The organism is Streptomyces sp. NPDC085900, from assembly GCF_044540925.1.
Taxonomy (GTDB): domain Bacteria; phylum Actinomycetota; class Actinomycetes; order Streptomycetales; family Streptomycetaceae; genus Streptomyces; species Streptomyces gilvifuscus.
The window spans coordinates 1-24922 of record NZ_JBITSP010000017.1 but is presented as its reverse complement, the minus strand read 5'-3'; the positions used below and the strand labels follow the sequence as shown (position 1 = coordinate 24922).

21 protein-coding genes and 2 pseudogenes are annotated in these 24922 nt (G+C 66.5%); 11 read left to right on the top strand and 12 right to left on the bottom strand.

The genetic code is table 11. The features are described from left to right. Positions 1-17: 17 nt before the first annotated feature. Both ACIGDI_RS39505 and ACIGDI_RS39500 read right to left on the bottom strand, forming a co-directional pair. Positions 18-350 (bottom strand): helix-turn-helix domain-containing protein, encoded by a 333-nt coding sequence (locus ACIGDI_RS39505; RefSeq protein ID WP_399907144.1) that lies wholly within the window; start codon positions 348-350, stop codon positions 18-20. After that, positions 347-1474, bottom strand: coding sequence for a tyrosine-type recombinase/integrase (locus tag ACIGDI_RS39500; protein ID WP_399907143.1), 1128 nt, complete (start codon positions 1472-1474; stop codon positions 347-349). The genes ACIGDI_RS39505 and ACIGDI_RS39500 overlap by 4 nt, the downstream gene beginning before the upstream one ends. Before the next feature lie 168 nt (positions 1475-1642). Here ACIGDI_RS39500 and ACIGDI_RS39495 point away from each other — a divergent pair. From ACIGDI_RS39495 to ACIGDI_RS39485, 3 genes and pseudogenes are all read left to right on the top strand, one after another. Further along, positions 1643-1879: pseudogene (locus ACIGDI_RS39495) on the top strand (hypothetical protein); the annotation flags it as partial. 929 nt (positions 1880-2808) lie between these two features. Then, a complete protein-coding gene (locus ACIGDI_RS39490; protein ID WP_399907141.1) occupies positions 2809-4626 on the top strand; it encodes an oxidoreductase in 1818 nt (605 codons plus the stop codon). 365 nt (positions 4627-4991) lie between these two features. Beyond that, positions 4992-5948, top strand: a complete 957-nt coding sequence (locus ACIGDI_RS39485; RefSeq protein ID WP_399907139.1) for a Ku protein — start codon at positions 4992-4994, stop codon at positions 5946-5948. A 253-nt stretch (positions 5949-6201) separates the two neighbouring features. On the opposite strand, the gene ACIGDI_RS39480 is transcribed toward ACIGDI_RS39485, so the two are convergent. From ACIGDI_RS39480 to ACIGDI_RS39470, 3 genes are all read right to left on the bottom strand, one after another. Continuing rightward, on the bottom strand, positions 6202-6411 hold the full coding sequence (locus ACIGDI_RS39480; RefSeq protein ID WP_399907137.1) for a DUF6207 family protein: 210 nt from the start codon (positions 6409-6411) through the stop codon (positions 6202-6204). A gap of 83 nt (positions 6412-6494) precedes the next feature. Continuing rightward, positions 6495-6692 carry a hypothetical protein gene (locus ACIGDI_RS39475; RefSeq protein WP_399907135.1) on the bottom strand — a complete coding sequence of 66 codons (198 nt, stop codon included), beginning with the start codon at positions 6690-6692 and terminating at the stop codon, positions 6495-6497. Between the two features lie 24 nt (positions 6693-6716). Then, entirely contained in the window at positions 6717-7136 is a 420-nt protein-coding gene (locus ACIGDI_RS39470) for a DUF6233 domain-containing protein (protein WP_399907133.1), read from the bottom strand. An 88-nt stretch (positions 7137-7224) separates the two neighbouring features. Here ACIGDI_RS39470 and ACIGDI_RS39465 point away from each other — a divergent pair, with 88 nt between their 5' ends. From ACIGDI_RS39465 to ACIGDI_RS39445, 5 genes are all read left to right on the top strand, one after another. Beyond that, positions 7225-8232, top strand: coding sequence for a hypothetical protein (locus tag ACIGDI_RS39465; protein WP_399907132.1), 1008 nt, complete (start codon positions 7225-7227; stop codon positions 8230-8232). Between the two features lie 45 nt (positions 8233-8277). Then, positions 8278-9306 (top strand): hypothetical protein, encoded by a 1029-nt coding sequence (locus ACIGDI_RS39460; RefSeq protein ID WP_399907130.1) that lies wholly within the window; start codon positions 8278-8280, stop codon positions 9304-9306. Positions 9307-10918: 1612 nt separating this feature from the next. Continuing rightward, positions 10919-11065 carry a hypothetical protein gene (locus ACIGDI_RS39455; protein ID WP_399907128.1) on the top strand — a complete coding sequence of 49 codons (147 nt, stop codon included), beginning with the start codon at positions 10919-10921 and terminating at the stop codon, positions 11063-11065. Between the two features lie 2 nt (positions 11066-11067). Beyond that, positions 11068-11799: a Crp/Fnr family transcriptional regulator gene (locus tag ACIGDI_RS39450; RefSeq protein ID WP_399907126.1), complete on the top strand. Its 732-nt coding sequence runs from the start codon at positions 11068-11070 to the stop codon at positions 11797-11799. 86 nt (positions 11800-11885) lie between these two features. Continuing rightward, on the top strand, positions 11886-12401 hold the full coding sequence (locus tag ACIGDI_RS39445; protein WP_399907124.1) for a hypothetical protein: 516 nt from the start codon (positions 11886-11888) through the stop codon (positions 12399-12401). A gap of 371 nt (positions 12402-12772) precedes the next feature. On the opposite strand, the gene ACIGDI_RS39440 is transcribed toward ACIGDI_RS39445, so the two are convergent. The 3 genes and pseudogenes from ACIGDI_RS39440 to ACIGDI_RS39430 form a co-directional block, all read right to left on the bottom strand. Beyond that, positions 12773-14290, bottom strand: coding sequence for an Hsp70 family protein (locus tag ACIGDI_RS39440; RefSeq protein ID WP_399907382.1), 1518 nt, complete (start codon positions 14288-14290; stop codon positions 12773-12775). Positions 14291-14680: 390 nt separating this feature from the next. Next, positions 14681-15271: pseudogene (locus tag ACIGDI_RS39435) on the bottom strand (caspase family protein); the annotation flags it as partial. Beyond that, a complete protein-coding gene (locus tag ACIGDI_RS39430) occupies positions 15258-15647 on the bottom strand; it encodes a hypothetical protein (RefSeq protein WP_399907122.1) in 390 nt (129 codons plus the stop codon). The pseudogene ACIGDI_RS39435 and the gene ACIGDI_RS39430, both read right to left, overlap by 14 nt. Positions 15648-16042: 395 nt before the next feature. Between ACIGDI_RS39430 and ACIGDI_RS39425 the strand changes: the two genes are divergently transcribed. Then, a complete protein-coding gene (locus ACIGDI_RS39425; RefSeq protein WP_399907120.1) occupies positions 16043-17407 on the top strand; it encodes a hypothetical protein in 1365 nt (454 codons plus the stop codon). 564 nt (positions 17408-17971) lie between these two features. Next, positions 17972-19219 (top strand): hypothetical protein, encoded by a 1248-nt coding sequence (locus ACIGDI_RS39420; RefSeq protein ID WP_399907118.1) that lies wholly within the window; start codon positions 17972-17974, stop codon positions 19217-19219. Between the two features lie 185 nt (positions 19220-19404). On the opposite strand, the gene ACIGDI_RS39415 is transcribed toward ACIGDI_RS39420, so the two are convergent. From ACIGDI_RS39415 to ACIGDI_RS39405, 3 genes are all read right to left on the bottom strand, one after another. After that, entirely contained in the window at positions 19405-19890 is a 486-nt protein-coding gene (locus tag ACIGDI_RS39415; protein ID WP_399907116.1) for a hypothetical protein, read from the bottom strand. A gap of 270 nt (positions 19891-20160) precedes the next feature. Next, entirely contained in the window at positions 20161-21486 is a 1326-nt protein-coding gene (locus ACIGDI_RS39410) for a helix-turn-helix domain-containing protein (RefSeq protein ID WP_399907114.1), read from the bottom strand. A gap of 910 nt (positions 21487-22396) precedes the next feature. Beyond that, entirely contained in the window at positions 22397-22573 is a 177-nt protein-coding gene (locus tag ACIGDI_RS39405) for a hypothetical protein (RefSeq protein ID WP_399907112.1), read from the bottom strand. Positions 22574-22814: 241 nt separating this feature from the next. Here ACIGDI_RS39405 and ACIGDI_RS39400 point away from each other — a divergent pair, with 241 nt between their 5' ends. Next, positions 22815-24374 (top strand): hypothetical protein, encoded by a 1560-nt coding sequence (locus ACIGDI_RS39400; RefSeq protein ID WP_399907110.1) that lies wholly within the window; start codon positions 22815-22817, stop codon positions 24372-24374. A gap of 214 nt (positions 24375-24588) precedes the next feature. Here the strand turns inward: ACIGDI_RS39400 and ACIGDI_RS39395 are convergent. Next, positions 24589-24922, bottom strand: a 334-nt coding sequence (locus ACIGDI_RS39395; RefSeq protein WP_399907108.1) for a helicase associated domain-containing protein, incomplete at its 5' end; no start/stop codon positions are given.

The window sequence follows — 24922 nt, the reverse complement described above, 5'->3', positions numbered from 1 at the left end:
GACAGCAGGTGCAGCGGTCATTTCTCCGGGCCAGTGATGCGTGCCCGCTTCGGACGGAAGCTGCCGATGCCCGCCTCGGCGCCGTCAGCCGTGCGCTTGCCTCGGGTGGTCTTGGCGGAGATGGTCGGCCGGATGAGGTCGTCCATGGGGCAGCCGAAGATATCGAGCAGAGCCATCAGGACCTTCAGGCTGAGCCGTTCCGGTTTCTCCGTCACCAGCCGGTAGACCTGGCTGGTGGACAGCGTCACCCCGCGTTCGGCCAGCAACGGCTGCAAGGCCGCGGTGGTGAACATGCCCTGCTCGGCCATGATTTCGCGCAGCCGCCAGGTGTAGTCCAGCTTGGCCGTCATCCGGTGTCTCCCATGTCCGCGTCCCGTTCGAAGGCTCGGTCCAGGGCCTTCCGCATCATTGTGTTCATGAAGTCGCCGCTGACCGCCGTGTAGATGGCGGTTGTGCTCGCGTAACGGTGCCCGACTTGGTCCTGTACGAACTTCGGGTCGACACCGTCCTCGATCTGGTGCGTGACGTGGCTGTGCCGAAGCGAGTGAGGGGTAAGCTCCGGCGGCAGACCGATCGCGTCACGGTAAGCGGTGAAGCGGTCGTTGACCTCGCGCGGCTGCAGACGGCCCCCGCGTTCGGTCAACCACAAAGCAGGGTGGTCCGGGAGACCGAACCGCGGTCGGATGTTGACCACGTAGTCCTCGACCGCCTCCACCGCCCACGGCATCACGCTGGCGACGTTCCGTCGGCGCGGCGGCGAGCCCTTCGTCGCCTTGCCCCAGCGGACCTGCAGCATCCCGTACCGGCCCAGCTCAGGTGCGGCGGCGTTGCGGTGGAAGTCCACCCGGTCGAGCTTGCAGCCCTCGTTCCGGCGCAGGCCCCAGCCGTAGAGCACCTTGAAGAGCGTCGCGTCGCGGTAGGCCGCCAGAGCGCCCTTGCGGCGGCTGCGGGCCGCGACGTCGATGCGGTCGTCGCAGTAGTCGAAGAACCTCTGCAGTTCTTCCCGGGTGAATGGGCGCCTCTCGCCCTGGCCCTCGTAATCGGTCAGGTGCTGGACGGTGTTCCACTCGTGGCAGATCTGCACCGGGTGCGTCCCGAACCGCTTCTCGCACTCATCAGCCCACTCGTAGGCCGGGCTGATCAGGAAGTCGCAGAACAGCCGCACCGTCAGCTGGTAGGACCGCAGCGTCGAGTGGGCCAGCCCCTTTTCGCTGATCAGGGACACCATCCACTCGTCCATGTGCGAGGCGGTCCAGTTCCACGGGTACTCGTTCGTGAACAGCGCGAACCGGCGTAGCTGCCCATCACGGCCCTTGACCGTCTTCTTGTAGAGCCGCCGGCCACCGCGCTGCTGCTTGGCGAACCCGCTGAGCATCGCCTCGAAGACCGCGTCCTCGGGATGCAGCAGGGCAACCCCGTCCACCAGCTCCAGCCGGGCCGCCCCCGCGATGGGCGGTCTTGCACCGTTCGCCACCCCGCACACCCTTCCCGTTGAGTGCATGAATCTTGCAGTAGACGGGAAGTGTCTAGCAAATTACCAGGTCACAGCCTTGGTGTACGGTAACAGGGCGGTCGAGCGTTGTCTGAGATCAGCGGATTGAATCCCTTCGGATCGTGCATCAGGTGCAATACCGCGCAGTTATACGACCACCTCATCAGCCTGCAACTCGGCGGCGACCCCAACGACCCCCGCAACCTGTGGGTCGAACCCGCCGACCCCGGCCACCGGAAAGGCGCCGGGGTAAACAACAAGAAGGACCCGGTTGAGACCAAGCTGCACACCGCGGTCTGCTCTGGCCAGATCACTCTCACCGCCGCGCAGCAGGCCATCGTCACCGACTGGACCACCGCCCTAACAAGGTTCCACCTCGGCTCCTGATGTTTGCGGCACCGAACCCGCACCGCTCCGCCGTCAACGCGGGGGCGCCTTCAAGGACAGAACATCGGCGACGGAGAGGTCGGGGCGGGCGCGATGCCAGCGCGCGGGGTGGCGCCAGCGGCTGGCTGCGTCCCGGGCGACATCGACTCCGACTCCCACTATCAGCTCGGTTTCCACGAGCCTGACGTGCAGCGTCTCCTTACTGCCCATCCCACCGTGAAAGACCAGTTGTGCCAGGGGTGAGAGCCACCTGCCGGGGATAGCGGGGGAGCCAGGGCGCTGCCTGTGGCCGCGGCAAGGATGTTGGTGCGACCGACGTGCTGCAGGCGTCCGGTGGTGTCATATCTGCCGAGCACGAGTTTGCGGGGCGCGGCGAGTGGGCCTGTGACGGCGCCCACGATGGCCTCGGTCGTTTCGAGTGGCTTGAGATGGCTCGACCTGACTTCTTTGCGATGCTTCAGGTAGCAGACGATCACTGGAGCCTCACTTCGGAGGCGGGCGCTGGGCGCAGCCGCTCTGTCGTCCAAGGCGCCGCCCGCAAGCTGGGAACCGCTGCTCCTGCCCCGGTCGCACGAGAACCCACCACTGCTGCAGTTCGCACACACCGGCCAAACCGTCAGGAGGCCTTCCCAGCCGGAACCAGACGAATCGGGAATGGCATCTCAACAGAGGACATGACGTACGGAGCATTCCAATACCGTGTGGGGGAGCGGCCTATGTCGGGGCGGAGTCTGTCCGAAGCCGAGCAAATTCTGTGGGAGGCCTTTCCCAGCGGGCGAGAGGTCGATTTCGGCCCCCCAAGGGCAGCCCCTGCCTCCGGCACCGTCATACGGGCCGAGATCATTACCCGATTGCTACTCGGTGAGCGCGAACCCGAACCGGGGCATGTTCCAGCCCTACGGTTGCGGGGCGCAAGAATCACAGGGGCTGTGGAACTGTCGGGCAGCGACATCCCCCATGCCGTCGTGATGACGAACTGTGTGTTCGAGCAGGAGCCGAAGTTCGAGGCCGCCTCCACGAAGCTCATCGACCTCAGCGACTCACAGATGCCCGGCCTGGACATGCGAGACGTACGCGTCGACGGCCTCCTCCGCCTTGTCAACTGCCGCAGTTCCGCCACGTTGAGGCTTACCCGCCTCCACGTAAGCGGCACAGCCGACCTCACCCGCATACGCCTCAACGGTAATCCAGCGCTCCTGGCCGACAGTCTCGTCGCCGAGCGGGACTTCCTTTGCAGGGACGCCGTCATCCATGGCGAAGCCCTGATGTGGAGTGCACGTGTCGGGGGGACTCTGGTGCTGGAGAACACCTGCATCACCAATCCAGGCGGGGTGACCTTCAACGGTGACGGACTCGTTGTCGAAGGTGGTTTCTTTGGCGGCAACACGCCTCAAGGGCCGGATCGCCGCCTGCGCTCCGAAGGCGAGATGAGGCTGCAGGATGCGCAGATCTCACGCTGCTGCGCCCTGAGCGGCGCCGACGTCAGCAATCCCGGTGGCACGGCGTTGTGCGCTGAACGCCTGCATGTGGAAGGACCCCTCACATTGGACGGGGCTTTTGCCGCTGAAGGAACTGTCACGTTGGCCGGAGCCACTGTGCAAGGGCCCCTACGGCTTCAAGGGGCAACGCTCCACACGGCTGGCCGATGCGCGCTGGACGCGTCCCTAGCCCGCATTGGTGGTGAGCTTGATGCATCCTCCGGCTTGACGGTCAGCGGGCAGATCCTGCTGGAGGGCACCCACGTCGAGGGTTCGGTGAACCTTGCCCATGCGCAGTTACTCCATCCCGGAGGCGAGACCCTCTCTGCCCGTCGGCTCCATGTCCTGGGGGGTCTCTACTGCCGAGGACTAGCCTCCGAAGGACACATTGTCCTGACGGACGCGCGAGTAGGCGCCAGCGTTGAGTTCTACGACGCCCGCCTTGCCAATCCGGCCAGCCGCACTCTGACCGCGTGGGGGATGAACGTCGGTGGCACACTCAACTGCTGCGAAGGCTTCACCTCATATGGCCGGGTCTCCTTGACCAGCAGCCATATTGGGAGCGCTCTGTGCCTCGCCGGTGCGACCATCGAGGGCGCGCTGTCCTTCAAGAGGATCCAAGCCGGCTCACTCAAGACCGACTCCCGAACCGAGTTCCGCGGTCCTGTCGATGCCCGGCACGCACGTGTCGGCGTATTGGCCGACGTCCCGGCCCGATGGCCAAACGATCTTTCACTGGACGGGCTCGTTTACGACCACCTGGAAACGCCACTCCCGCTCGAAGGCCGGCTTGCCTGGCTGGCCAAGGAACCCACCGGATACCTGCCGCAGCCCTACGAGCAACTCGCCGCCACCTACTTCCGGTACGGACATGATGACGAAGCACGTGACGTACTTCTGGCCAAAAGCCGCCACCAACACGCTGATCAGTCCGCCGCCCTGCGGCTCTGGGGCCGTGTTCAGGACTGGACCGTCGGCTACGGCTATCGTCCCGGGCGCGCTGTCGGATGGCTCTTACTCCTACTGCTCATAGCAACAGTCGCCTTTACCGCACACCACCCACCAGCCGTGAAACCGGCCGAAGCCCCGCCCTTCAACCCCTTGCTCTACGGACTCGATCTCCTGCTCCCTATTGTGGGCTTCGGCCAACAGGAGGCGTACAGGCCCGGCGGCTGGCAGCAGTGGCTTGCGGCAGCCCTGATCGCGGCAGGATACGTCCTGGCCACCACCATCGCCGCTGGCCTTACACGTACGCTGGCCCGTCGCTGATCCCGAAGTCGCAACATTGGCGGGCGCGCCATTACCGTGCAATAGACAGCCGCTGGCGCCCCCAGGGGGCAGGCAATGCCACACTCAGCACCACCGCGGGCGCGATGGAGAGATGCACGGCAGCCGAAGTGCCGCCAAGGGCACGCAGAAGCCGCCAACACCGGCCCGTACCGATTCCGGTGTACCGGTGTATTGGCCAGGCTTCCAGCGTGGTGCGCATGATCGCGATGGTCGTCTTGGTGCTTGCGGTTGGTTCGTCGATGCAAGCATCAAGGGTGGATGGCGGGCGGGTGCCGTGAAAGTGCCTGGGGACGGTGCTGCTTCTAGGCTGAGACTGCTCGGGGCGTTTTGCTCGGAGGTTTGCCATGCCCCGAACCATCTGGTCCGGCGCCATCTCATTCGGCCTGGTCACGGTTCCTATCCACGTGACATCCGCGACCGAGCACCATGCGATCCAGTTCCACCAGTACCACCTGGAGGACATGGGCCGGGTGCGGGTGCGGAAGTTCTGCGAGCTGGAGGACCGCGAGGTCGGGAATGCGGAGATCGGCAAGGGCTACGAGTACGCCAAGGACCAGGTCGTCCCGATCAGTGATGACGAGCTGAGTAACCTGCCGCTGCCCACGGCGAAGGCCATCGAGATTGCGGCGTTCGTGCCGCTGGAGTCGATCGACCCGATCCAGATCGGCGAGGGCTACTACCTCACCCCGGACGGCACGGTGGCGGCCAAGCCCTACAAGCTGCTGGTCGAGGCGCTGGGCAGGTCCAGCAAGGTGGCGGTCGCCAAGTACGCATGGTCCGGACGGGAACGGCTGGGCCTGCTGCGGGTACGCGAGGACGCCCTGGTGCTGCACGCGATGCGGTGGCCGGACGAGATCCGCGACCCCGCCGAGATCCTCCCGCCGCCCGTCGACGTGGACGAGGGCGAGATCGAGGGTGCACTGGCGCTGGTGGACACGATGACGCGCGAGGACCTGGACGACGAGGAGTTCCACGACACCTATACCGAGGCGCTGGCGAAGGTGATCGAGGCGAAGCGGGAGGACCAGCCGCTGCCCGAGGCTCCGGAGGCGCAGGAAGGGCCGGGCAAGGTCCTGGATCTGATGGCGGCCTTGCAGGAGTCGGTGCAGAAGGTGCGCACCTCCCGCGGTGAGACGGGCGACGCCGACGTCCACGACCTGTCGAAGGCGAAGAAGAGCCCGGCCAAGAAGGCCGCGAAGAAGACGCCGGCCAAGAAGGCGACGGCGAAGACCGCCTCGAAGTCGACCACCGCCAAAAAGGCCGCGAAGAAGACGGCCGCCCGCAAGCCGCGCAGCGCCTGACCCGCCCGCCTGCCCGTCCAGCCACCGGCCGGGAATGCCGGGCGGGGGAGGGCTGTTGTGCTGGACGTGGTGGTGAAGGGCCTGTGTCCCCGGGCCTCACCTTCCGCCTGCAGGGAAGATCGTTCGGCTGAAGCTCTGCAGTGCCTTTCGCCGCGTAGGCGACCGCCCTTCCCACCACCTGCGGCCCCGGGCGCTTCGGCGTTCGGGGCCGCGGCATGTCCCGGCCCCGCTGGCCGGGCTGCCTGGTGCCCGGTTACAGGTCGGGTTCCTGGCGCAGGTCCAGGAAGAACCGCAGCCGGACGCCGGGCTCGCCGGGTTCGCGGACTGTGGAGTCCGCCGCGGCGATGGCGCACCACTGGGCGAGCCTTTCCTGGACGGCGAAGGCGGTGGCGTCGTCGTGGGCCGCGACTTCAACCACGGCCAGGCCCGGCTCCGTCACATGAGCGTCGTTGATCGGTCTCATACCCGGCATGAACGGACGGAGTTCGTGTCGGGTTCTGCGCCTGCTGCGTCTTCACCCGACCGAGTACAGGTAGGCCGTGCTGGTCAGGTGCGGATGCTGGTGAAGCGCACGCTGGTGCCCCACTGCTGCTGCACCGCGTCCATGCACCACTGGCACAGGGGGCGGCCGCCGTGTCCGTAGCGGTGGGTCTTGCGCTGGCAGCCGGCGCACAGGCCGACCTGGTCGCCGGTGCAGGTCAGTGCGGAGGGGTCGGGATCGGCGATCGGCGGGGGAGTCGTCATCGGGGAGGTCCTGTCCTTGGGTGATCACCACGCAGCGCCCAGGGAGGAGGATATCGGGCGGCATGGCACAGAGGTTCGATCGGCGCGCAGGAACATGGGCCGGGATAAGTCGAGGACCTCGAGCCGGTTGTCGGGCCGGCAGTGGCTGCAGGCACGCAGGCCGCCCGTCAGGAGGCGGCGGGCTTCGTCGCGGTCGACGGGCCGGCGGCGGGAGCCCAGCATGTAGCAGTCGCCGGCATGCAGCTGGATGGGCGGGCGCCCGGTGCCGATGCCGACCTCGACGACCCAGTCGGGTGCCGGTGGCCGGTGTCGGCGGCCGTGCTCGGCCTCGGCCTGCCGCCGCAGCAGGGCGTGGATCTTGGCGTCGATGCGCTGCACCCACAGCACGTGCCAGGTGCGCAGGGTGCGCAGGCGGTCCAGGTCGGGTGGCAGGTCATCGAACACGTTTTTGATTCTATGCTCATGATCCATGCGTCGCGCCTCTCGCGTGTTCGATTTTTTGTTCGATAACGTGGGGTGTGGGAGGTGAGGGATGACGAACAGCCATCCGGCACCTGCGGTGTCGACGGTGATGCATGTGCGCTGCCCGGACCGGCTGGGGGAGGAGACCTACCGGCAGGTCCTGGAGCAGCTCGCGGGGCTCTCCCCGGTGGTGCAGGCACTGCCGCCGACCGCGGCGCTGGTGGAGCTGAAGGGTGCCCATCGCTACCACGGCGCCGACGCACGCCGGCTGGGGGAGGTCCTGCGCGTGCGCACGCTCTCCCGCCTCGGTGTCGACGTCCGGGTCGGCGTCGGCCCGTCGATCACCGTGGCCACCACCGCCTCCGCCCAAGTGCCGAAGCCCGGCGGCGTTCTGGCCATCGCGCCGCAGGAGGTCGCCTCCTGGCTGGACCCGCTGCCGGTCGAGGCGCTGCATGGCATAGGCCCACGCCAGGCTGCGGTGCTGCGTGAGTACGGCATCCACACTGTGGGCCTGCTCGCCGCCGTCTCACCCGCCACCGTGCAGCGTCTGCTGGGCGGCAAAGCTGGCCGGATAGCGGCCGACCGGGCCCGCGGCATTGACCCCCGCCCCGTCGTGCCCCGCGCGCTGCCGGCCGCGGCCGCCGTCAGCCGCGCCTTCGACCGGCACGTACTGGACGGCGCCGACGTCCGCGCCGCCCTGCTCGAGCTCGTGGTCCAGCTGGGTTTGCTGCTGCGCCGCCGCGGCCAGGCCGCCCGGGCCGTGACGCTCACCCTGCGCTTCGCCGGTGGCAGCCGCTGGGAGAAGACCCGCCGTCTGGCGGAGCCGTCCGCGCACGACGACGACCTGCGCCAGCTCGCCTACCAGCTGATGGACGCCGCCGGCCTGCAGCGCGGACGCCTGACCGGACTCGTCCTCAAGGGCGAGGACCTTCTCGACGCCGAGCAGGTCGCGACGCAGATCAGCCTCGACGACGCCCGCGAGGCCCGCCTGGTCGCCGAGACAGCTGTCGACCGCGTACGGGAGAAGTTCGGCGCGGCCGTCATCGGCCCGGCAGCCGTCTTCCGCCACGCCTCCTGACCCGACCCGACCGACCGTGTCCCGGCCCTGCAGAGGTGGATGACCGTGCTGCTCGACCCGCCCGGCCGCCCCGGCTGGCCCCAGGAACTGCCGCACTGGCCCTACGTGAAGGCCGTCGACGCCGCCCTCCTTGCCCGCGGGATCCCGCCCGGCGTGGTGCGAGCCAACCTCAACAGCCTCCGCTGGGGACTGACCGGCTACATGCTCCTGCAATGGGACGCCAGCCGTACCCACGGCCACGGCGGCATCCGGCTGAATTGGGAGGAACGCAAGGGCTGGTCTTATGCCCTGCTCGGCCTCAGCCCCGACGACGTACTGCTCTCCAGCGTCCTCGTCCCCGTCGAGACGAGCTATGCCGATCCGGAGGCGATCGCCGATGTCGCCCAGGAGCTCGTGATGCGCCGGCGGCTGCCGCAGGCCCGCTACCGCACCGAGTGGCCGGGCGCGAAGCGGGCCCGGGCTGCCGCGAGCGACTTCCGCCGCATCGCCTTCGGCCTCCCGCCGTTGGGGTCCAGGATGGGGGAGGAGACCACGGAGGGGCAGGGCGTGCAGCTGATCATCAATACCCAGCGGGACACCTACGAGCAGGCGATCGCCGCGGTGCAGGCTGCCTACGGCTTCAACCCCGCGCCCACGACCGGCGGCTGGCCCGAAGCGCCCGCTCTGGAGCCCCGTCCGGGACCGCAGGATCTGAGCGAGGACGACCTGTGGCAGGGCTGGTCGGAGCGGATGCTGTTCGACACGATCGCCGCGCTGATGCCCGGCGCCCGCACCGTGCTGCGCCACATCGCCGACGTGGGCGGCACCGCCACCTACGACGATGTCCAGGCCCACTTCACGGCCCACCCCGACACTCCGATCCCGAAGAACCGGATCGGCGGGACGCTCACCTCCGTGCGCGCGGTGCGGCGCCGCATCGGCCCCGACAACAACACGCGCCTGCTCGAACTCGACGACCGAGTACGCGTCTACCGCATCGAGCCCGCCCTCCTGGAGGGCCTTCAGCGGGCCTTCGCCCTCGCCGACGCCCGGCCCGACCTCCTGCGTCAGGATCCAGTCGGCTCACAGGCGTGATCCATGCCGGAACGACGAGCACGGCGTCGTCGTGCTCCCGGGGTCTGGTGAGGGTGTGGTGGCGATTGCTATGTGGGTCAAGGTGGCTCGCCGTGTCATTTTCTCAGGCAGCGCGCTCGGGAGCGTTTTGACCTCCGCCATGGAGGTGAGCTGGAACACGCCATGGAATTGTGCGTGCAATTTCATCCCTGTCTTGGGTGCCCGCACGGCAACGCGCCTCTGCTCCCTTCTCGCCGTCAACTGCCCAAAGAGCACACAACTAAGCGCGTCCGTCGGCCGCCGTGACTGAAGAACTGAAACTGGCCCCGCGTGCGATGCGTCTTCTGCTTCTCGACCGGGGTGAGGGGGAGCTCTGCAGGCGACGGTCTGGTGCCTTTCGATCACCCACGTGTTGCGCCGCCCTGGCAGACCCGGCGCGTGGTTGCGAAATGGCTGAGTGGTTGTGCGCCGGTGGCAGAAGGGAGCGTGAGGTCACGCAGTCGGTTAAGACGGGTGTCCGAATGGTTGGTTTCTGTGCGGGACGCTCCGGATGTGGGCGCTTCCTGCCGCCAACTCATCTGGTCTGTAACGGAACTGACTGGGCAAAACTTCAACCGCAGTGGGCTCGCTTGGAGGCTCTTCGAGGACGGGATGCTGAGGTTGGATCGGCGGGCCGCATCAGCGGCTGATCTTGTGGATTGGTCGACATTTACGTTCGTGAGGCCGACGACCTTTCTGGCCCAGGATTCTTGACCTTCATGCACGGCCAATAGATATTCGGTGCGGCCTGCGAGCTTTCCCGAAAATTCCGCCCGTGACGGCCCCGCTTGAATTGCGAATGCTCAAAGCGCACGCTTGGTCGAAGTTAAGCGGCGGAGGCTTCGGCGGGAGGGGCGCGCCGGGCTGCACGGCCCTGATGATCGGATCTGTCGACTTGCGATCGATGCTTGTCATTTGACAACGCTGTCATTGATCCATAAGGCGGAGCGTTTGTCGCCCTTGAATGGACAAAAAGGATGAATCGTCAAGGAGGGGAGAGGTCTGTTTGACGTGTCCAGAGCGGCGCATCACACGTAACAAACCCCCTCCAGGGAGGGGTTTTGCCCTGCTCATCGGGTGGTAAGTACCTGCTGACGCACCCCTGGCAGTGACCCTAACACCGTCGGTGGTGTTTACTAGGCACTGGTCTGATCCTTGGTGGGTCCGGACCTTTCCGGGAGGTCCTGGGGGTGGTGCCCCGGGGCCTCCCTATTTTTGTCTCCCGTTTACGCGGAGGCCACTTGCCGCCACCTGAGAAAAAACCTTTCAGGACGCTCATAATATCCAAGAAATCATCTCGTGAATCCCCTGAGGATTTCTTGTCCTTCCGTGAAGCGGCCGGTGAGCTCTGTAACAAACCCTCCCGTACAAGGGTTTCATTCCATGATCTTCGATCGTGCCAGGACCATCGAAAACGCGGGTGGCTCATCGCTCTCACGGAGCGGTAGCGTTTGCTTCGCTGAACCCTGCACCCCCTGCCCGGACTCACCACCTGGACAGTGCCCCACCTCCCGGAAAGGACGACGGACCCACCACCCTGGGGCCCCGCCATGCAGCGGGGTCCCAGTTCAACAACCGAACAAGGATCAACCACGTGAGCAGCACGATTGTCGGCGGCACCATCCCGCCGTCCGGGCGCCAGCGACACAGCGCCCCGTTCATGGCACACCGTCACCCCGGCGGGTTTCAGGGCGTGTACGCCGGAGCGCGCGCCGCTCTGCTCGTCCGGGCGGGGGTGTGAGCATGCTTCCGGCACTCGATACCTCCCGCCCGACCGACTTCCAGGGCAACGAGGACAAGCCCGAGGGAAGCTTCGCGCAGCGCCTGCCGGCGCAGACCTGGGACACCCTGCTGAAGAGGGGACTGCGCGGGCGCATCTTCGCGCGCGACGAACGCCTGCCGTTGGAACGCGAAGACGGCGACGTCTACATCATCTGGGAAGGCCTCGTGCGCCAGGACCGCTTCCCGCTGGGCACAGGGGAGGGCATCCCCACCATCACCAGGTTCCGGGGTGGCGGCCAGCTGGTCGGAGAGGCCAAGCTCATCAACTGCGGCGCCGCCGTCGCCACCCGGTGTCTGACCCGGACGGCCGTCATCCACTGCGACGCCCGTTACTTCAACGTCCTTCTGGATCGGCTGCCGCAGGTCCAGCGCGCCCTGCTGCGCAGCCTGGAAGACCGCAACCGCAGCGACGAACTCGTCTACACCCTGGCCACCCGGCCGCCGTTGGAACGCATCAGCCGTCTCCTGGCCCACCTCGCCGACACCGCTGGCGTCCCCGCGCCCAGGACCTCCAACTACACGGTCATCAGTGGCCCGTCCCAAAAGGACATCGCCGCGGCCCTGCAGATCGCCCTCTCCACCACAGAGACCGCGATCCGGACCCTGCGCTACCACGGCGTCATCGAGGCCCGCTACCGCCAGTTCATCGTCCACGACGTCGACGCACTGCGCCATTTCGCCGCCGGGAACTGACACCGCCCCGGCCAGCCGGACCCACCAACCCTGCTCGCGCTGTCCCCTCCGCAGGGGTACAGCCGCGTATCCATGAACGGATCAGCATGATGCCCAGCACCACGCTGGCGATCGGCACCAGCGCCGGCACCCTCGCGGTGACCGCCGTCTCCGCTCTACTCATGGGCGCCCTCGCCGCGTACACCCTCGTCCACCACAAGCAGGTCTTCGCCTGGATGCGCAAGATCCGCTGGAAGGACGAAGCGAACACCGAGCTCGACAAGCCCGACCAGTGGCTTGCTGACCTCTACAAGGCGCAGTGCCGCCTTGCCCACAAGCCGTGCCGCGCCGACGACTTCGAAGACATCGCCCAGACCGGCACCATGATCAGAGGCGTCGCCGACCATATGGCGGCCATCGGCCCCGAACTCTTCAAGGTCGTCGAACGCGTCGAGGAATACCTCGACACCGCTCTGCCCGAGCAGGGCCCAGTGATGAAGGTGTCCCTCCTTGAACACCGCGCCCAGCTCGTCAAGGCCATGAAGCAGGAGGCCGCGCGCGGCGAACTCGCTCGGGCCATCGTGGCTGCCCAGCAGAAGATCACCCTGCTCCGACGCAGCTGACCCCTCCACGAGCGCCAACACCAATACCCACCAGACCATCTCCGAAGCGGAGCGGCACCGGATCCGTCGCCACGGCCAGCCTAGGCTGGTCCGGATCCGGTGCCGCGCTCGCGCACCTGATCGGACTGCGTCACTGGGCCACGTTTTTTGGCTTGGTGTGGATCTCGGACCTCCACGTCCGCACTTGCGACCGCTCGCTCCGTTCGCCCGGTGTACGGCGTTTCTCTCGGACCTTCTTGGCCGCGGCCCGGGCGTTCTTCATGCACACCCCCAGCAGGTAGCCGTCCAAAGGGCATGCCACCGCTCCCGTCGGCGCTGACACGACCAGCAAGGACTCCGTCCAGAAGTCCGGAAGACAACCGAGTATGAGGTCACTTTTGCTGGCCTGTGGAAGGGAGTGGTGGTGCGGCGCGGTGCGCGAGAAGCCTGGTGATGTCGCGGTCGCTGCGGGTGTGCCGAGCAGTGTCGCCGTCGTCCAGGGCCGCGTGGTTGTCCTGGCTCGCGAGGTCCTGGGCTGTGACGCGGAAGCGGCCTGCGTAGTCGATGTCGATGGTGACCTCGATCTGCGGGACGCCACGGGGCGCCGGCTGCAGGCCGGTCAGCTCGAACATGCCGATCTTCTTATTGTACGCCGCGATCTCACGCTCGCCCTGGTAGACCGGGATCTGCACAGACGTCTGGTTGTCCTCAGCGGTGGTGAAGACTACGGAGCGCTTGGTCGGGATCGTGGTGTTGCGCTCGATGAGCTTGGTCATGATGCCGCCCTTGGTCTCGATACCGAGGGAAAGCGGGATGACGTCGAGGAGCAGGACGTCTTTCACGTCGCCCTTGGTGATGCCAGCCCGGAGCGCGGCCCCACGGGCGGGAGCCGTCTCGGGGCGAAGCAGCCTGCGGGGCGCCTTGCCGGTCAGCTTTTCGACGAGGTCGGCGACGGCGGGCATGCGGGTGGCACCCCCGATGAGGACAGTGTGGTCGATGTCGTTCATGGGGATTCCGGTGTCTTGGATGGCGTACTCGACGGGCTTCTTGCAGCGCTCCAGGAGGTCGGCGGTCAGCTGCTGGAACTCGGCACGGGTGAGGTGCTCGTCCAGGTGTAGCGGGTCTTGGGTGGTGCCGGTGATGTAAGGGAGGTTGATCGAGGCCTCCGTTGCCGAGGACAGTTCGATCTTGGCGTTCTCGGCGGCCTCCCGCAGCCGCTCCATCGCCATCCGGTCCTGGGCGAAATCGACGCCGTGGCGGGCGCGGAACCGCTCACGGAGGTGATCGACGATGCGCTGGTCCCAGTCGTCGCCGCCGAGGCGGGGGTCGCCGCTGACGGCTTTGATTTCGACAACGCCGTCGCCGATCTCCGCGATGCAGACGCCGAGGGTGGCTGCTCCGAGGTCGAAGATCAGCACAGTCTGTTCCTCGCCCCAGTCCAGGGCGTAGGCGAGCGCGGCCGCGCTGGGCTTCGACAGCAGGCACGTCACGCTCAGTCCTGCCAGGTCGGCTGCCTTTTCGATCGTTCGGCGGCCCGTGTCGTCTAGCAGAGCGGGTACGGTGATCACGACGTCCTGCACGGCGGCATCGAGATGTGCTTCGGCGTCCCGTTTGAGCTTGCGCAGGATGTGGGCCGTCACCTCGGCGGCCGTGTAGGTGTGTCCCCCGACGCGGGTGCTCCAGTCGTTGCTCAGCTCGCGGGTGGGCAGGCGGATGGTGCGGTCGACGTTGGTGATGGTCTGCCGGGCCGCTCGGGCCCCTACGAGAATCGTGTTCTCAGCGGACCAAGCGAAGATGGAAGGAGTCGACTCGGCTCCTTCCGCATTCGTGATGACGACGGGATCGCCGCCCTCTGTCACGCTGACGACGGAGTTGGTTGTGCCCAAGTCGATGCCAACTCCGGTGCGAATGACGGTGGTTCGGGAAGGCGCGGCGGTAGCCGCGTACTGCGCCCAGTACACCCGGCTGGCCTCGGCAGCCTGCACGTCTGTGAATTCAGGTCCGTAGACCCGTACGAGCACGGCGGCGATGTCCGCATACCGCCGGGCTGCCTCGAGCGGATCGCCGCCGTGTCCGACCTGCTCTTCCTCAGCCAGGAGGAGCCGGGATGAGTTCTGGCCTGTTCTGTCACCCGTGGGCGGGGGCCGGTAGCCGATGTTCCGGGCGATCGCCAGGTCTCCTGCGGTGTCTCCGGTTTGCCGCCGCGGCCGGGGAAGGTCGCGGCCGCGCAGGTTTTGGAGCAGGAACCGGTAGGTGTCGTCGAGGGTCAGCAGTTCGGCAGCCGCCTCCGGGTCGCCCTCCTTGAGCAGGCGCAGTAGTTCGCCGGTGAAAGCGGTGTTGCGTTCGCCCTCCGGGGCGAGAGCGGCCATGTCCGCCGCAGTCGCGGTAAGAATGTAGCTCCCGGAAATTGCGGTCTGGCCCTTCACGAGATGGTCAGGTGCGGCCATCAGGCCCAGGGCGCGGCCGGAGAAGCAACAGTCGAGAATGACGACGCGGTTGCGGGCCGGGCTGTTGACGACAAGCTCCCGCATGCCCCGATAGGGCATGGCGGTATAGGGCAACAGAGCACCGCGCCGGGTCTCCGCGAGGGCGAGGTGCAGGCTTCCCTGATCGTCAAGCAAGCCGTGACCGGCGAAGTAGATCAGCAGGAGATCCTCGGCCTCTTGCGTCAGAACATCGAGCCGGCTCACCAATTCCTGCGGCGTACCAGGATTGTCGATAACCGTACAGGTATGCGGGGTGAACCAGCCGTGAACGGGTTCACTGAGAGCCGCCTCAACGTCGATCAGGTTGTTGTGCACGGACGGCAGATCGGGAAGCTCCGGGTCGGCCAGATGGCGTGACGTGCCGATCAGAACGACGCGGGAGCGATCGCCGTCAGGCAGTCTCATCGCGGTCGGCGACCGGTTGCCCGGCGTCGAGGAACTCACGGAACTGAGCGATCACGCTTTCCGGATCGGAAACACGCCGCACATCGAACTCGAAGCTCTCTCCGGTCGGCCTGACCGCTTTGACCGTGACATCGCTCTTGCGCTGCTTGACCCACTCGACGACAGCGCGAGCGAGGACGCTTGCTGCGCCGCCAGCGGAAAGTGCCACCGCCAGTGCCTCCGGGAGGCCGCCCATCGCCCCGGTCGCGATCGTGCCGTGGACCAGCCGGGTGCGTCCTTGTAGGTCCTCCTCATAGCGCAGCCATGCGGTCAGCGAGGTAAGCAGCCGTTCGGTCTCACCGGGACTGTCGCCCGCAACGATCAGTCTGCACTCCATCGCTGTAGCCCCCGCTTCTCTTCACGATGTAATGACTTCCTGTGGCGCCTGCGGCTGCTGTCGTCCTTGCCCAACGACCGCCGGACGCGGTCGATGCTACGCGTGATGAATCATCGACGCTCGGTATGCGAGCCGTCCTGTGTCGATCCCTGCACTGCCCGATGGCTTTGCGGCGGGGTCAGCAGAGGTACGCGCGGCGAGGTCGACTGAACCGACTGGCGACGCGGGTTAGGCGCCCGGTGGTGTCTTTTCCGCCGAGCAGCAGGCTACGGGGCGCGATGAGAGGGCGATGGCCGCTACTCCGTCCAGGGTGCTGGTCAGCCGCGGCAGTGCGCTGCGGTGGAGCGGGGAAAAACCTGTCTTGTTGCGGGTGTTGGTGGAGCGACACTGTGCGGGTGAAGCTGTTGGATCTGGGCGTTGAGCCCGAAGAAGTGATCGCGCATCCTCGGCACCAGGCCGCACAAGCAGACCTGGTGCCATTGATCGAACGCGTACGGGCCTGCCGTAGCCCCAAGGACGGCTACGAACTGCAACAGGACCTGCTCCGACAGATCATCGCGGTCGAGGAACACCGCAACGCCTTCAGCCAAGCGGTCAAGCGCATGCGCGACGGCAAGCACCCGCAAGCCGGTGCGCCCGAACCGCAGTCAGGGCTGTCTCCGGCCGATATCGAGACGTGGGTTCTCGAGCGCGAGTTGTGCGAGCGGGTAGCGCGGCAGTTCCGCTCGGTCGGCGACGCGCTGGCCTGGCGGGCCTTCAATCACGACCGCCGCTACATCCTCGCCCTGTGCCGGAATCCGCCGCCCGGAATCATGGCAGGCAAGGCCGGCCTCAAGACGGAGTTGGAGACCGTAGAGAGCCACTGGCGTGACAACGGCCAGTTCGCGCTCATGCACGATCTGACCAGCTGTTTGCGAATCGGCGACGTCACCGTCTGGCAGGACGACGGGCCGCACACCTATGAGATCAAGACCAACGCCAGGTACCGCAGCACCGTCCAGGAGCGCCGGATCGCGACCGCCTACGACGCGATCCGTACCGGATCCGCGTTGCCCGGCGACCACGCAGGCGAGCGGCTCCACGTGGTCGATACCCCGCTGCGGACGCACCTGGGGCTGCTGCAGACGGCAACTGAACGCGCAGCCAAGGACGGTATCTTCGCCGCCAAGGCGCCTGGCAGCCGCGCCCTGCTCGCCGTCGACCTGTACGGCGTGATCGGCCAGGGCTGGACTCGGCAGGAATTCCGACAACGGGCAGCTCGCCAATGGGACGCCGCACGCCGCCGCGCCCGTATCGGAAACCAACTCGACTTCAACGTGCACGCCACGAGTCTGGACAGCGTCTCGCGCGACCCGCTGCGTGTTCCCTGGGGCGTCTACCCCATGCACCCTGTGGCCGCTGCACGTTTGATCGGCGACGTCATGACCCTCGTGGTGGAGACGTCCGGCCCGGCCCTGGCCGCAGACCTGACCGCCCGGGGCATCCCCGCACAGTGGGTGCGTCCAGCGGCTACCCGGAACCTGGTGGCCGGTGAGGTCGTCATGGAGATGCATAGCCAGACCGAATGGCGCGCACCCAACGGACTCACCGCCACGGTGTCCCGGACTTTGCAGCTGAAGCCCTCGGAGATGGACCGCTACCTGATCGAACTGCTCGATCAAGACAGCTGGGCAGCAGGGATCCGGCACCTCTTGTTGTCCCCAGACACCTCTGACCGGCCGTGGCCTATCTTCCGCGACGAGGGGGACACCTGGCTATGACGCTTTGCGCCAGCATCGGCGTCCATCCTTGAGTCGTTCAGGGAGGAAGGTCTGCGGGGGCGTCTGGAGTTGAGAGTGGGTCAGGTGTGCGGTCTGGGGACGGTTGGTCCGGAGCAGCACCTGCAGCGGGTGCGGGGCGCAGGCGTTGGAGAGCGGAGCCGGGATCGAGATCACGGGCGGCCGCTTTCCGTAGAAGCCGGTCGTTCAAAAACTGGGACCAGGCGCGCAGGAGCCCAGGCAATCCTCCGGAGTCGGATGGGAAGAGACAGCGGAGGGCGAGGCCGATCAGCATGGTGCCGGAGACCGTCGCGGGAAGGGTGGCGAAAATGTCACTGGTGGCAGCCATGGCGGACTCCGGTTTCGGGGGTGGATGCGTTCACCCCGGAGGGACGGCGGGAGAGACGACTGGCGGCGGTGCCGGCCCCGTCGTGAAGGACACTCCAGCAGTATCCCGACCGCTAAAGCAGCGTCGATTTCCTATTTCGTGGTCATCGGTGCTGGTGAGGACGCTACGTTGAATGTTCCCGAGTCGCCCGAGTCGTGATCTGACTGCGGAGAAGTAGCGTGACCTACGCCGAGTACGACCGCTTCCTGCAAGCCGTCCAGAGGCTTCACAGACTTGCCGGCCAGCCCAAGGCGGACAAGATCGCTCGCGTCGTGCGTGCTGGGCCAAACCCGATGGAGGTCAATGCCAACACTGTCGCTGGCTGGGTCCGTGGGACTAGCGTTCCGCGGAGCGAGGAGCAGTTCCTGGCGGTGGTCGACGCTCTGGTACACCTTGCTCAACAGCGCGGCAGGGTAGTGTCGGTGGACTTGTTCCATCACGATGCATGGAAGAGACGGATTAAGGAGGCACGCGGTAACCGCAGTCAGCCGCCTCCGCCATCACCTCCGACGCCACCTTCCATCGAGCAGTCGGCGCCCGGGAACACGGTCCGCCAAGCTGATGCGGCGTCCTGGTATACGCGCAAGAACGTGATCGCCCTGCTGGGAGCGGCCGCAGTCGTGGCGGGGGTCGGTACGTTCCTCTTGCTGGACACGCTCAACGGCGGCTCAAGCACCAATGACGCCAAACCGACCACGAGCCCGTCCGCCGGTGCCACAGCTTCCCAGTCATTGCGGGCAAAGAGTGACGAGGACGACAAAGGTCCGCTGCGGTTGACGGCACGCTGGCCCACCTATGCCATTTGCGACGGAGCAACGTCCGTGGCGATGCCATCCGGCGGTCCGGATCTGTCGACGTTCAAGCTGACCGACCAGCGCTTCCGATCAGACATCACCAGCAACAAAGGTGCCGCTTGGGGGGCTGGACACCTCTACATCGACCTGAGCACCGACGATGGCAAGAAGATCCAGATCGATGACATCGCTCCCACCACAAGGGCCCCCAAACCTATCGGTCCCCCCGCCTGGGTAGCCGTCACCGGAGGCGGATGCGGTGAGACCTACGGCCGCGTCTTCGACTACAACCTGGACACCGCACACTTCGCTGACAAAGGGGTCGTAGGGCAACGTAGCTCTGAGGACTCACCCGCCCCTACAAACCCGCTGGGCCCCGGGTTCACGGTCAGTGCGGACGATCCGGCCACTGTCCTTGTGAACGCCACCGCCTGCCGCGGCAACTACGAGTGGAGTCTGCGGATCACCTACACCTCGGGCAACACGACCCACCACAAGGTCGTCGGTCCCTTCCGGTCCATGGGCAAGGCAGGGAAGAACACCGTCGGCTACGAGCTCCCCCCGGGAGCGGCAGATCCTGGCCCCTCCGGGCCCGCGCCCGACCGTGCGGTCGGCTGCCCAGTCACCACGTGATCAGTGACGTCAAGGCTGGATGGCGTTGTGCGCGATAGCCCGCGCACAGCGCCACCTGCCTTAGCAGTCGGATGACGAGTGCGCGCTTGCGGCGTGGGCCAGGAGTGCGGCGAGGGTGCTTCCGACGGTCTTAGCGCGGGGGCGGTGCGGCCGATCACGCTGCCGACGGTGAGCTCGCTGGCAGGTCAACTGGTACGGCGGTCGATTTCGCTCTGCACGGTGGCGATGGCAGCGAGGGCTCCTGTGATGGCGGCGCCTTGCTGGCGTGAGAGGTCCAGCAGGTCGTCCAGAGGGATGCGTTTGGCACTGAGTTTGCGCCGGAAGTCGTCGGGCAGGGTGGTCTTCCTGTAGGCGTCCATGTGGGCGACGACGGTTCCGAGAGGTAGGTCAGGGAAGCGGCGTTCTGCCTGTTTGATCCGGCTGAGGAGCTCGCTGAGGATGGTCAAGTCGGCCTTCTGCGCGGCGGTTCCGGCCAGCTTGTCGAGGATGACGATGGTTTCGTTGAGTAGTTCGTAGTCTGCCTGGAAGCGCTTGGCCTGCTTGGTGCGTTGGCTCTTGCGAACCTGATCGATAGAGAAGTACGTGGTGACGGCCAGGGTGGCGAGGCTGATGACGGCCGGCCAGGTCCAGGAGCTGGTGAAGGTGTCTTGAGTGGCATCGCTTCCGAGCATCACGTGGAGGCAGGGGGGCAACCCCGTTTCCGTCGTGGTAGATGCTGCGCAGTGCATCATCGGGCAGGTCCTTGTTGGGGAGGCGCTCTCACGAGGCCGTGTTGAAGGGACATGTGGATGTCCCGTGTGTGGCAGACGCGTGCATGCTCGGGGCGCGCAGCTTCGCTGGTTCGTACGCCGAGCTGTGTCTGGTGTCGTACGCCTGGAGTCACCGTCCCTGCACTGGCGCACGCTTTGAACCAGTGCAGGAGCCTCTGGTTCTGCGGTTGCTCAGGCGCCGCTGTTGCTGGTCGGCTTCCAAGGGATTCTGATGTCCGGAGCCGGGCGGATGGTGTTGTTCTGCACTGCGGTGGCGACTCGTTTGGAGGCACCGTCGGCTGGCGCGACCCCGTTCGTGTGTTCCACATCTCGCCGGGGAGGCGGGCCCTCCAGAGGGCCGTCGATCAGACCGGCGGCCTTGGCGAGCCGGCGGTGCCTAAGTCCGCTCTGGCGCGAGGAAGTGCCGTTGTCGGGGACGAGCAGGACGTCCAGATAGAACGGCCGCCGCACATGACGTCGCAGTGCCTCTTCCAGCGCAGGGTGCCAGTCTCCAGATTGCAGGGTGGTCAGTGTGGGGCGGTCGGCCACGAACACGGGCACGTCCAAGTGGCCGCGGTGCAGGCGGGGCTGCAACACCGCGGCGGCGCGCAGCGCGCGCACATACTGACGGCTGAGCAGCCCGGAGCGGTTCGCTACGAGCTCAGCCCAGGCTTCCCTCACACGCTCGGTGAGCGTCGGGCATTCCGGACACGTGGCGCGCACGAGAACGAGGTCGGACAGCCGTAAGCGGAGCGTGGCGGCACACTCCAGACACTCCACCGACCACGGCGCATCGAAACGGCGAAAGCGCTCCAGCGCCTCGAAGCCGGCCTTGCGCAGCATCCGTACAGCGGTCTCCTGTGACACCTGACCGCGGATGTTCTCGGCGACCACCGACTCGAGCTGCCGCATCTCCTCTCGCCGCTCAGCTTCCTGCCGGGCGGCGCGCCACTGCGCCTGACGCCAGGCATCGAGCCACGCCGTACGATCCCGCGGCGGCACCTCACAGGCGACGAGGAACGCCTCCAGACACTCAGCCGACGCCGGCGGCTGCTGACCGGTCGAAATCCGGTAGGCCGTGCTGCGCGACAGCTCTCGACCAGTGGCCCGCGCCCGGCTCTGCATCATCCGAAAAGACGGAGCCCCGTTCGCCTGCCGCAACTCCTCCAGTGCGGGACCAAAACCCTTCAGGTCCTCGATACGGTCAGGACGCGCCTTCGGAGGCTTAGGACTGCCGCCGCTGCGCCTGCCCGGGATGCTGCGATAGGCCGCGTGCCACAGCCGGGCGATCTCCTCGTCGTCCATCCCGCATACACGCGCAAAGGCCTGCGCCACCTCCCACCTGGGAAGGTGGGTACCCGAAGCGGCCCGTTGCAAGGTTCCCGGGCTGATGAACCGTGTCCGATCCGATAGCTCAACGTAGGAGAAGCTCGCACCCCGACGCCCGTTGCGCAGAGCAACGGCAAGTCTGCCCAGCGGACTTGTGGGGTCCGGAATGGGATTTTCTGGCCTTCCCACCTAACCTACCTCTCAGCTCAAAAGAGCCCGTGCCTACGGGCCCTGCTCACACCACCGGTGGCTCGCGCCACCGGCTCGCACTACTTTTCTCCAACCGCGAAGAACTCCAAGGCAGTTGGCGCTGCCAGGAAGTCGCAGAGCATCCTGCCACCTAGATGCCAAGCCGCGCATAAGGATGGCTTTTAAATCAGAAGCGGCTCACCACCAAAACTTCCCGCATCACGACTGGGACATCTTAGATAAACGCCTGACCAGGGACTTCCCGTACCACCGGAACTGATCACGGCCTCTAAGATTCGTTTTAAATCAATCTGTCCCGCGGTTGCTGGATTGACTGCCACTCACTGCCCAAACTTTCCCTACCACCGCCGACCAGTGCGACGGTGCCCTGCTTCCACGGCTCCAACCGCGATTGAACAGGGAATATGAGCCGGACGCGTTGGCGCGCGGAACGGCAAACGAAAGAGTCGGCCCACATAATGGGTCGGCTCTTTCGCATAGCTGGACAGATTTTGATCGGAACGAAGCCTCTATTGCTTCGAATTTCGACTGCACATGTCCAGACATTGCCCCCATGCGGACGGCGTCCCATCCGGTGATCATCCGGCACCTCAGGATCGACGCCGCGCGCGACGACATCGCACCGTCCTGGCGGTCTAACTGGAACAACAGTCTTCTGCCTGGCCCGCCCGTGCCAAGAACCGCGGACGCGGACCCACCGAGTTGTCCCTACGCCGAGACGGGCCACCACACACCCTTCTCCGCCGCGTCACCAGCGGATGTCGGCGGCATCCAGCGCCGAACGGCGCTCAGCGTCGCAGAGGTCGTCGGTGAGCACAGGCTGGCCACCCTTGCCCAGTCCCGTCCTGGTCGACCTCATGTAGGAGCTCACACCCTTGCTGCAAGGGGTCTAGTGGCTGGTGGGCGGAGGTGAGGGCTTGGTCCGCGCCGTCAACCGGCGCCGCCGACGGGCGCGCAGCGCGCCGGCGGCGAGGGCGGCAATGGCGGTGCCGGCGAGTTGTGCGGGCAGCTCGGTCACGAGTCCGTGGAGGATCTCGTGAAGAGCCTGCTGGAGAAGATCGAGCATCGGTAGGGTCTCCCAAACGTGTGTGCGAGCACGACGGTGTTCCCCTGGTGGTGGGGTGCTGGTGCCGTGCGGTGCTGCACACCCTGCACCGCGCTGAAAGAACCGTTCCAGTTGTCCGGCCGACCGGGCGGACAGGACCGGACAGCGCCCAAGACGGATGGGGAGAAGCAGGTTGGGCGACTTAGGGCGGCGTACCAGGCCATGGGGCGATCCCAAGGGCCCCACACCGCAGGCCAATGCCGTGGCAAATCTGCTGCGGGAATGGCTGGACACAGCGCAGCTGCGCCTCGATGACGTCATGGAGCGGCTGACGCCCGAGCACTTCAGCAACGGACGCGTACCGAGCCGTTCCACCATCGGCGAGCGCCTTGCCGGAAGGCTGCTGGACGATGAGTTCGTCCAGGCCATCGCCGATATCTGCTCCGGTGAGGACGCCGCACTGCGGGAGCGGATGCTCGTCGAAGCCCGTGCCCTCGCCGCCCGCCAGGACTCCACCTCGCCGGACAAAAGCCCCGACCCGAAGCTGAACCCGACCGCGCTGGCGAACGAGCTGGTCGCCGTGCAACGCCATTCACTGACCCTGCAGGACAAACTGATGCGCGCGTGGGAACGCGCCATCGAACTGGACCGCGAGCGATCCAGAAGCCACCAGATGGTCATGGTGCTGCTGGCCATGGTCGACAAGCTGCAACGCGACATCACCACCCTGCACGCCGAGCGCGACCGGCTCAAAGGACGCGAACACCGGCCCCAACGACTGAAGCAGGTCTACCAGCAGCTGGCGCGCAGCGAAGAGCAGCGACAGTCCGCGGAAACCGAACTCGACCGCGCCCGGGAAGAACGCGCCAAGGCCGACCGGCTGGCCGAAGAGGCAGCCGAACAGATCCGCACCCTCCAAGCCGAACTCGAACGACTGCGCCAGCGCACCGGACAACCGGACAACCCCCCACCACTGAAGGCTCCCAGCCTTCCGACATCCGACGACACCGGCTTCGATGCAGCGGCTGGTGACATCGACGACGCGCTGGCCAAAGCCTCACGACATCTGGACGACGGCGCCCGCCGTCTCGACCAGCTCGCCAGCGAACTCCACCAGGACGACCCATCGGACAACTCCGCCGCCACAGCCGAGACCGATGGAACAGCCGGCCAACCACAAGCGGACCGCTACACCGAGACCTTGACCCTCGACATCCTGACGACGGTACGAGCGATGAAGGAGCACGGATCTCCGTTCGTGTCCTTCGCTCTCGAAGCATCGCCGGAGCTCTTCGTCGGGGTGATGGGCGTCCTGCTCCGCTCCGACGACAACCAGCAGGACTGGAACCTTGCCCACGAACTACTGGACACCGCAGGCACGCGGGGCAGGCCCTCTCACCTCTGTAACCTTCTGGCCGAGCTGCGCACCTACGGCAAAAGCGGGCACTCCTACGCTTACAAGCTGCTCAGTACAGTCGCAGCGATCCGCGCCCCCAGCGAACTGGTCGACATCGTGAACGCACTGCGCGCATGCCAACAGGACGCGGATGCCTACCAGCTCCTGAACGCAGTGGCCCGGTCTGCGCCGGCCTGGTTCATCTCTCCCATCGCGCTGAAGCTCAGCCACACAGATGCGACATGGCTGATCAAGGCGGTGACGAACGAGCGCCAGGAAGAGGACATCCTCATGGCCCGCAAGATGCTGGAACGCGGAGACCACCAGCAGTACGTAGAACTGCTCGCTGCTCCCCAAGACCGCAAACAGCCCCAGACCTGCTACACGGCACCGGCGCCAACACCGCCTGCCTTCGCCGACGCATGATCCCTACTGGCACAAACACACCAGCCCCCCGCAGCCCCCACTGACACACAACATGGGCCTTCCATCAACAGGCGATTGACCGGCTGGCCGCGCTTGGCGGAGGGCCCGCTGTCGGTGCGCCGCAGCGGGCCCTCTCGGGTTCGCAGAAGACCACGGGGGAATGGACATCAACTGCGTACCCTGCCCAACGCCTACAGCCTCTGCGAGGTCACGCCTACCAGCGCATGCCCAACTCATCCAGCGCGTCCCGTCGTTCCGGGCTCAGCTTGGTGGCCCTGCGCCTCGTGTTATCAAGCCAGGCCCCTAGCCGGACGGACGCCTGGCCGCCCTCCCTGTCGCCGGTGACGACGTTCTCAACGTGCTTGCGGGGGACCTGGAGGTGGCCTTCGCGTGCGTGGTATTGGCGGGCGGCGGCGAGGTTGGTCTCCCACCGGTCGGCCTGTGAGCGCACCGCCGGCCGGACCGGTACGTCCGCGTCGGGGTCGATGCCGACGCTTCCCAGCAGGTACTGCTGTGCCGGCGCGAGCTTGTCCCAGCCGGCGCGCTGT

Coding starts and splice junctions, on each gene's coding strand:
- ACIGDI_RS39505 (WP_399907144.1), bottom strand. CDS start 350: ATGACGGCCAAGCTGGACTACACCTGGCGGCTGCGCGAAATCATGGCC.
- ACIGDI_RS39485 (WP_399907139.1), top strand. CDS start 4,992: ATGCCCCGAACCATCTGGTCCGGCGCCATCTCATTCGGCCTGGTCACG.
- ACIGDI_RS39480 (WP_399907137.1), bottom strand. CDS start 6,411: ATGAGACCGATCAACGACGCTCATGTGACGGAGCCGGGCCTGGCCGTG.
- ACIGDI_RS39475 (WP_399907135.1), bottom strand. CDS start 6,692: ATGACGACTCCCCCGCCGATCGCCGATCCCGACCCCTCCGCACTGACC.
- ACIGDI_RS39465 (WP_399907132.1), top strand. CDS start 7,225: ATGACGAACAGCCATCCGGCACCTGCGGTGTCGACGGTGATGCATGTG.
- ACIGDI_RS39450 (WP_399907126.1), top strand. CDS start 11,068: ATGCTTCCGGCACTCGATACCTCCCGCCCGACCGACTTCCAGGGCAAC.
- ACIGDI_RS39445 (WP_399907124.1), top strand. CDS start 11,886: ATGATGCCCAGCACCACGCTGGCGATCGGCACCAGCGCCGGCACCCTC.
- ACIGDI_RS39430 (WP_399907122.1), bottom strand. CDS start 15,647: ATGGAGTGCAGACTGATCGTTGCGGGCGACAGTCCCGGTGAGACCGAA.
- ACIGDI_RS39415 (WP_399907116.1), bottom strand. CDS start 19,890: ATGCTCGGAAGCGATGCCACTCAAGACACCTTCACCAGCTCCTGGACC.
- ACIGDI_RS39405 (WP_399907112.1), bottom strand. CDS start 22,573: ATGCTCGATCTTCTCCAGCAGGCTCTTCACGAGATCCTCCACGGACTC.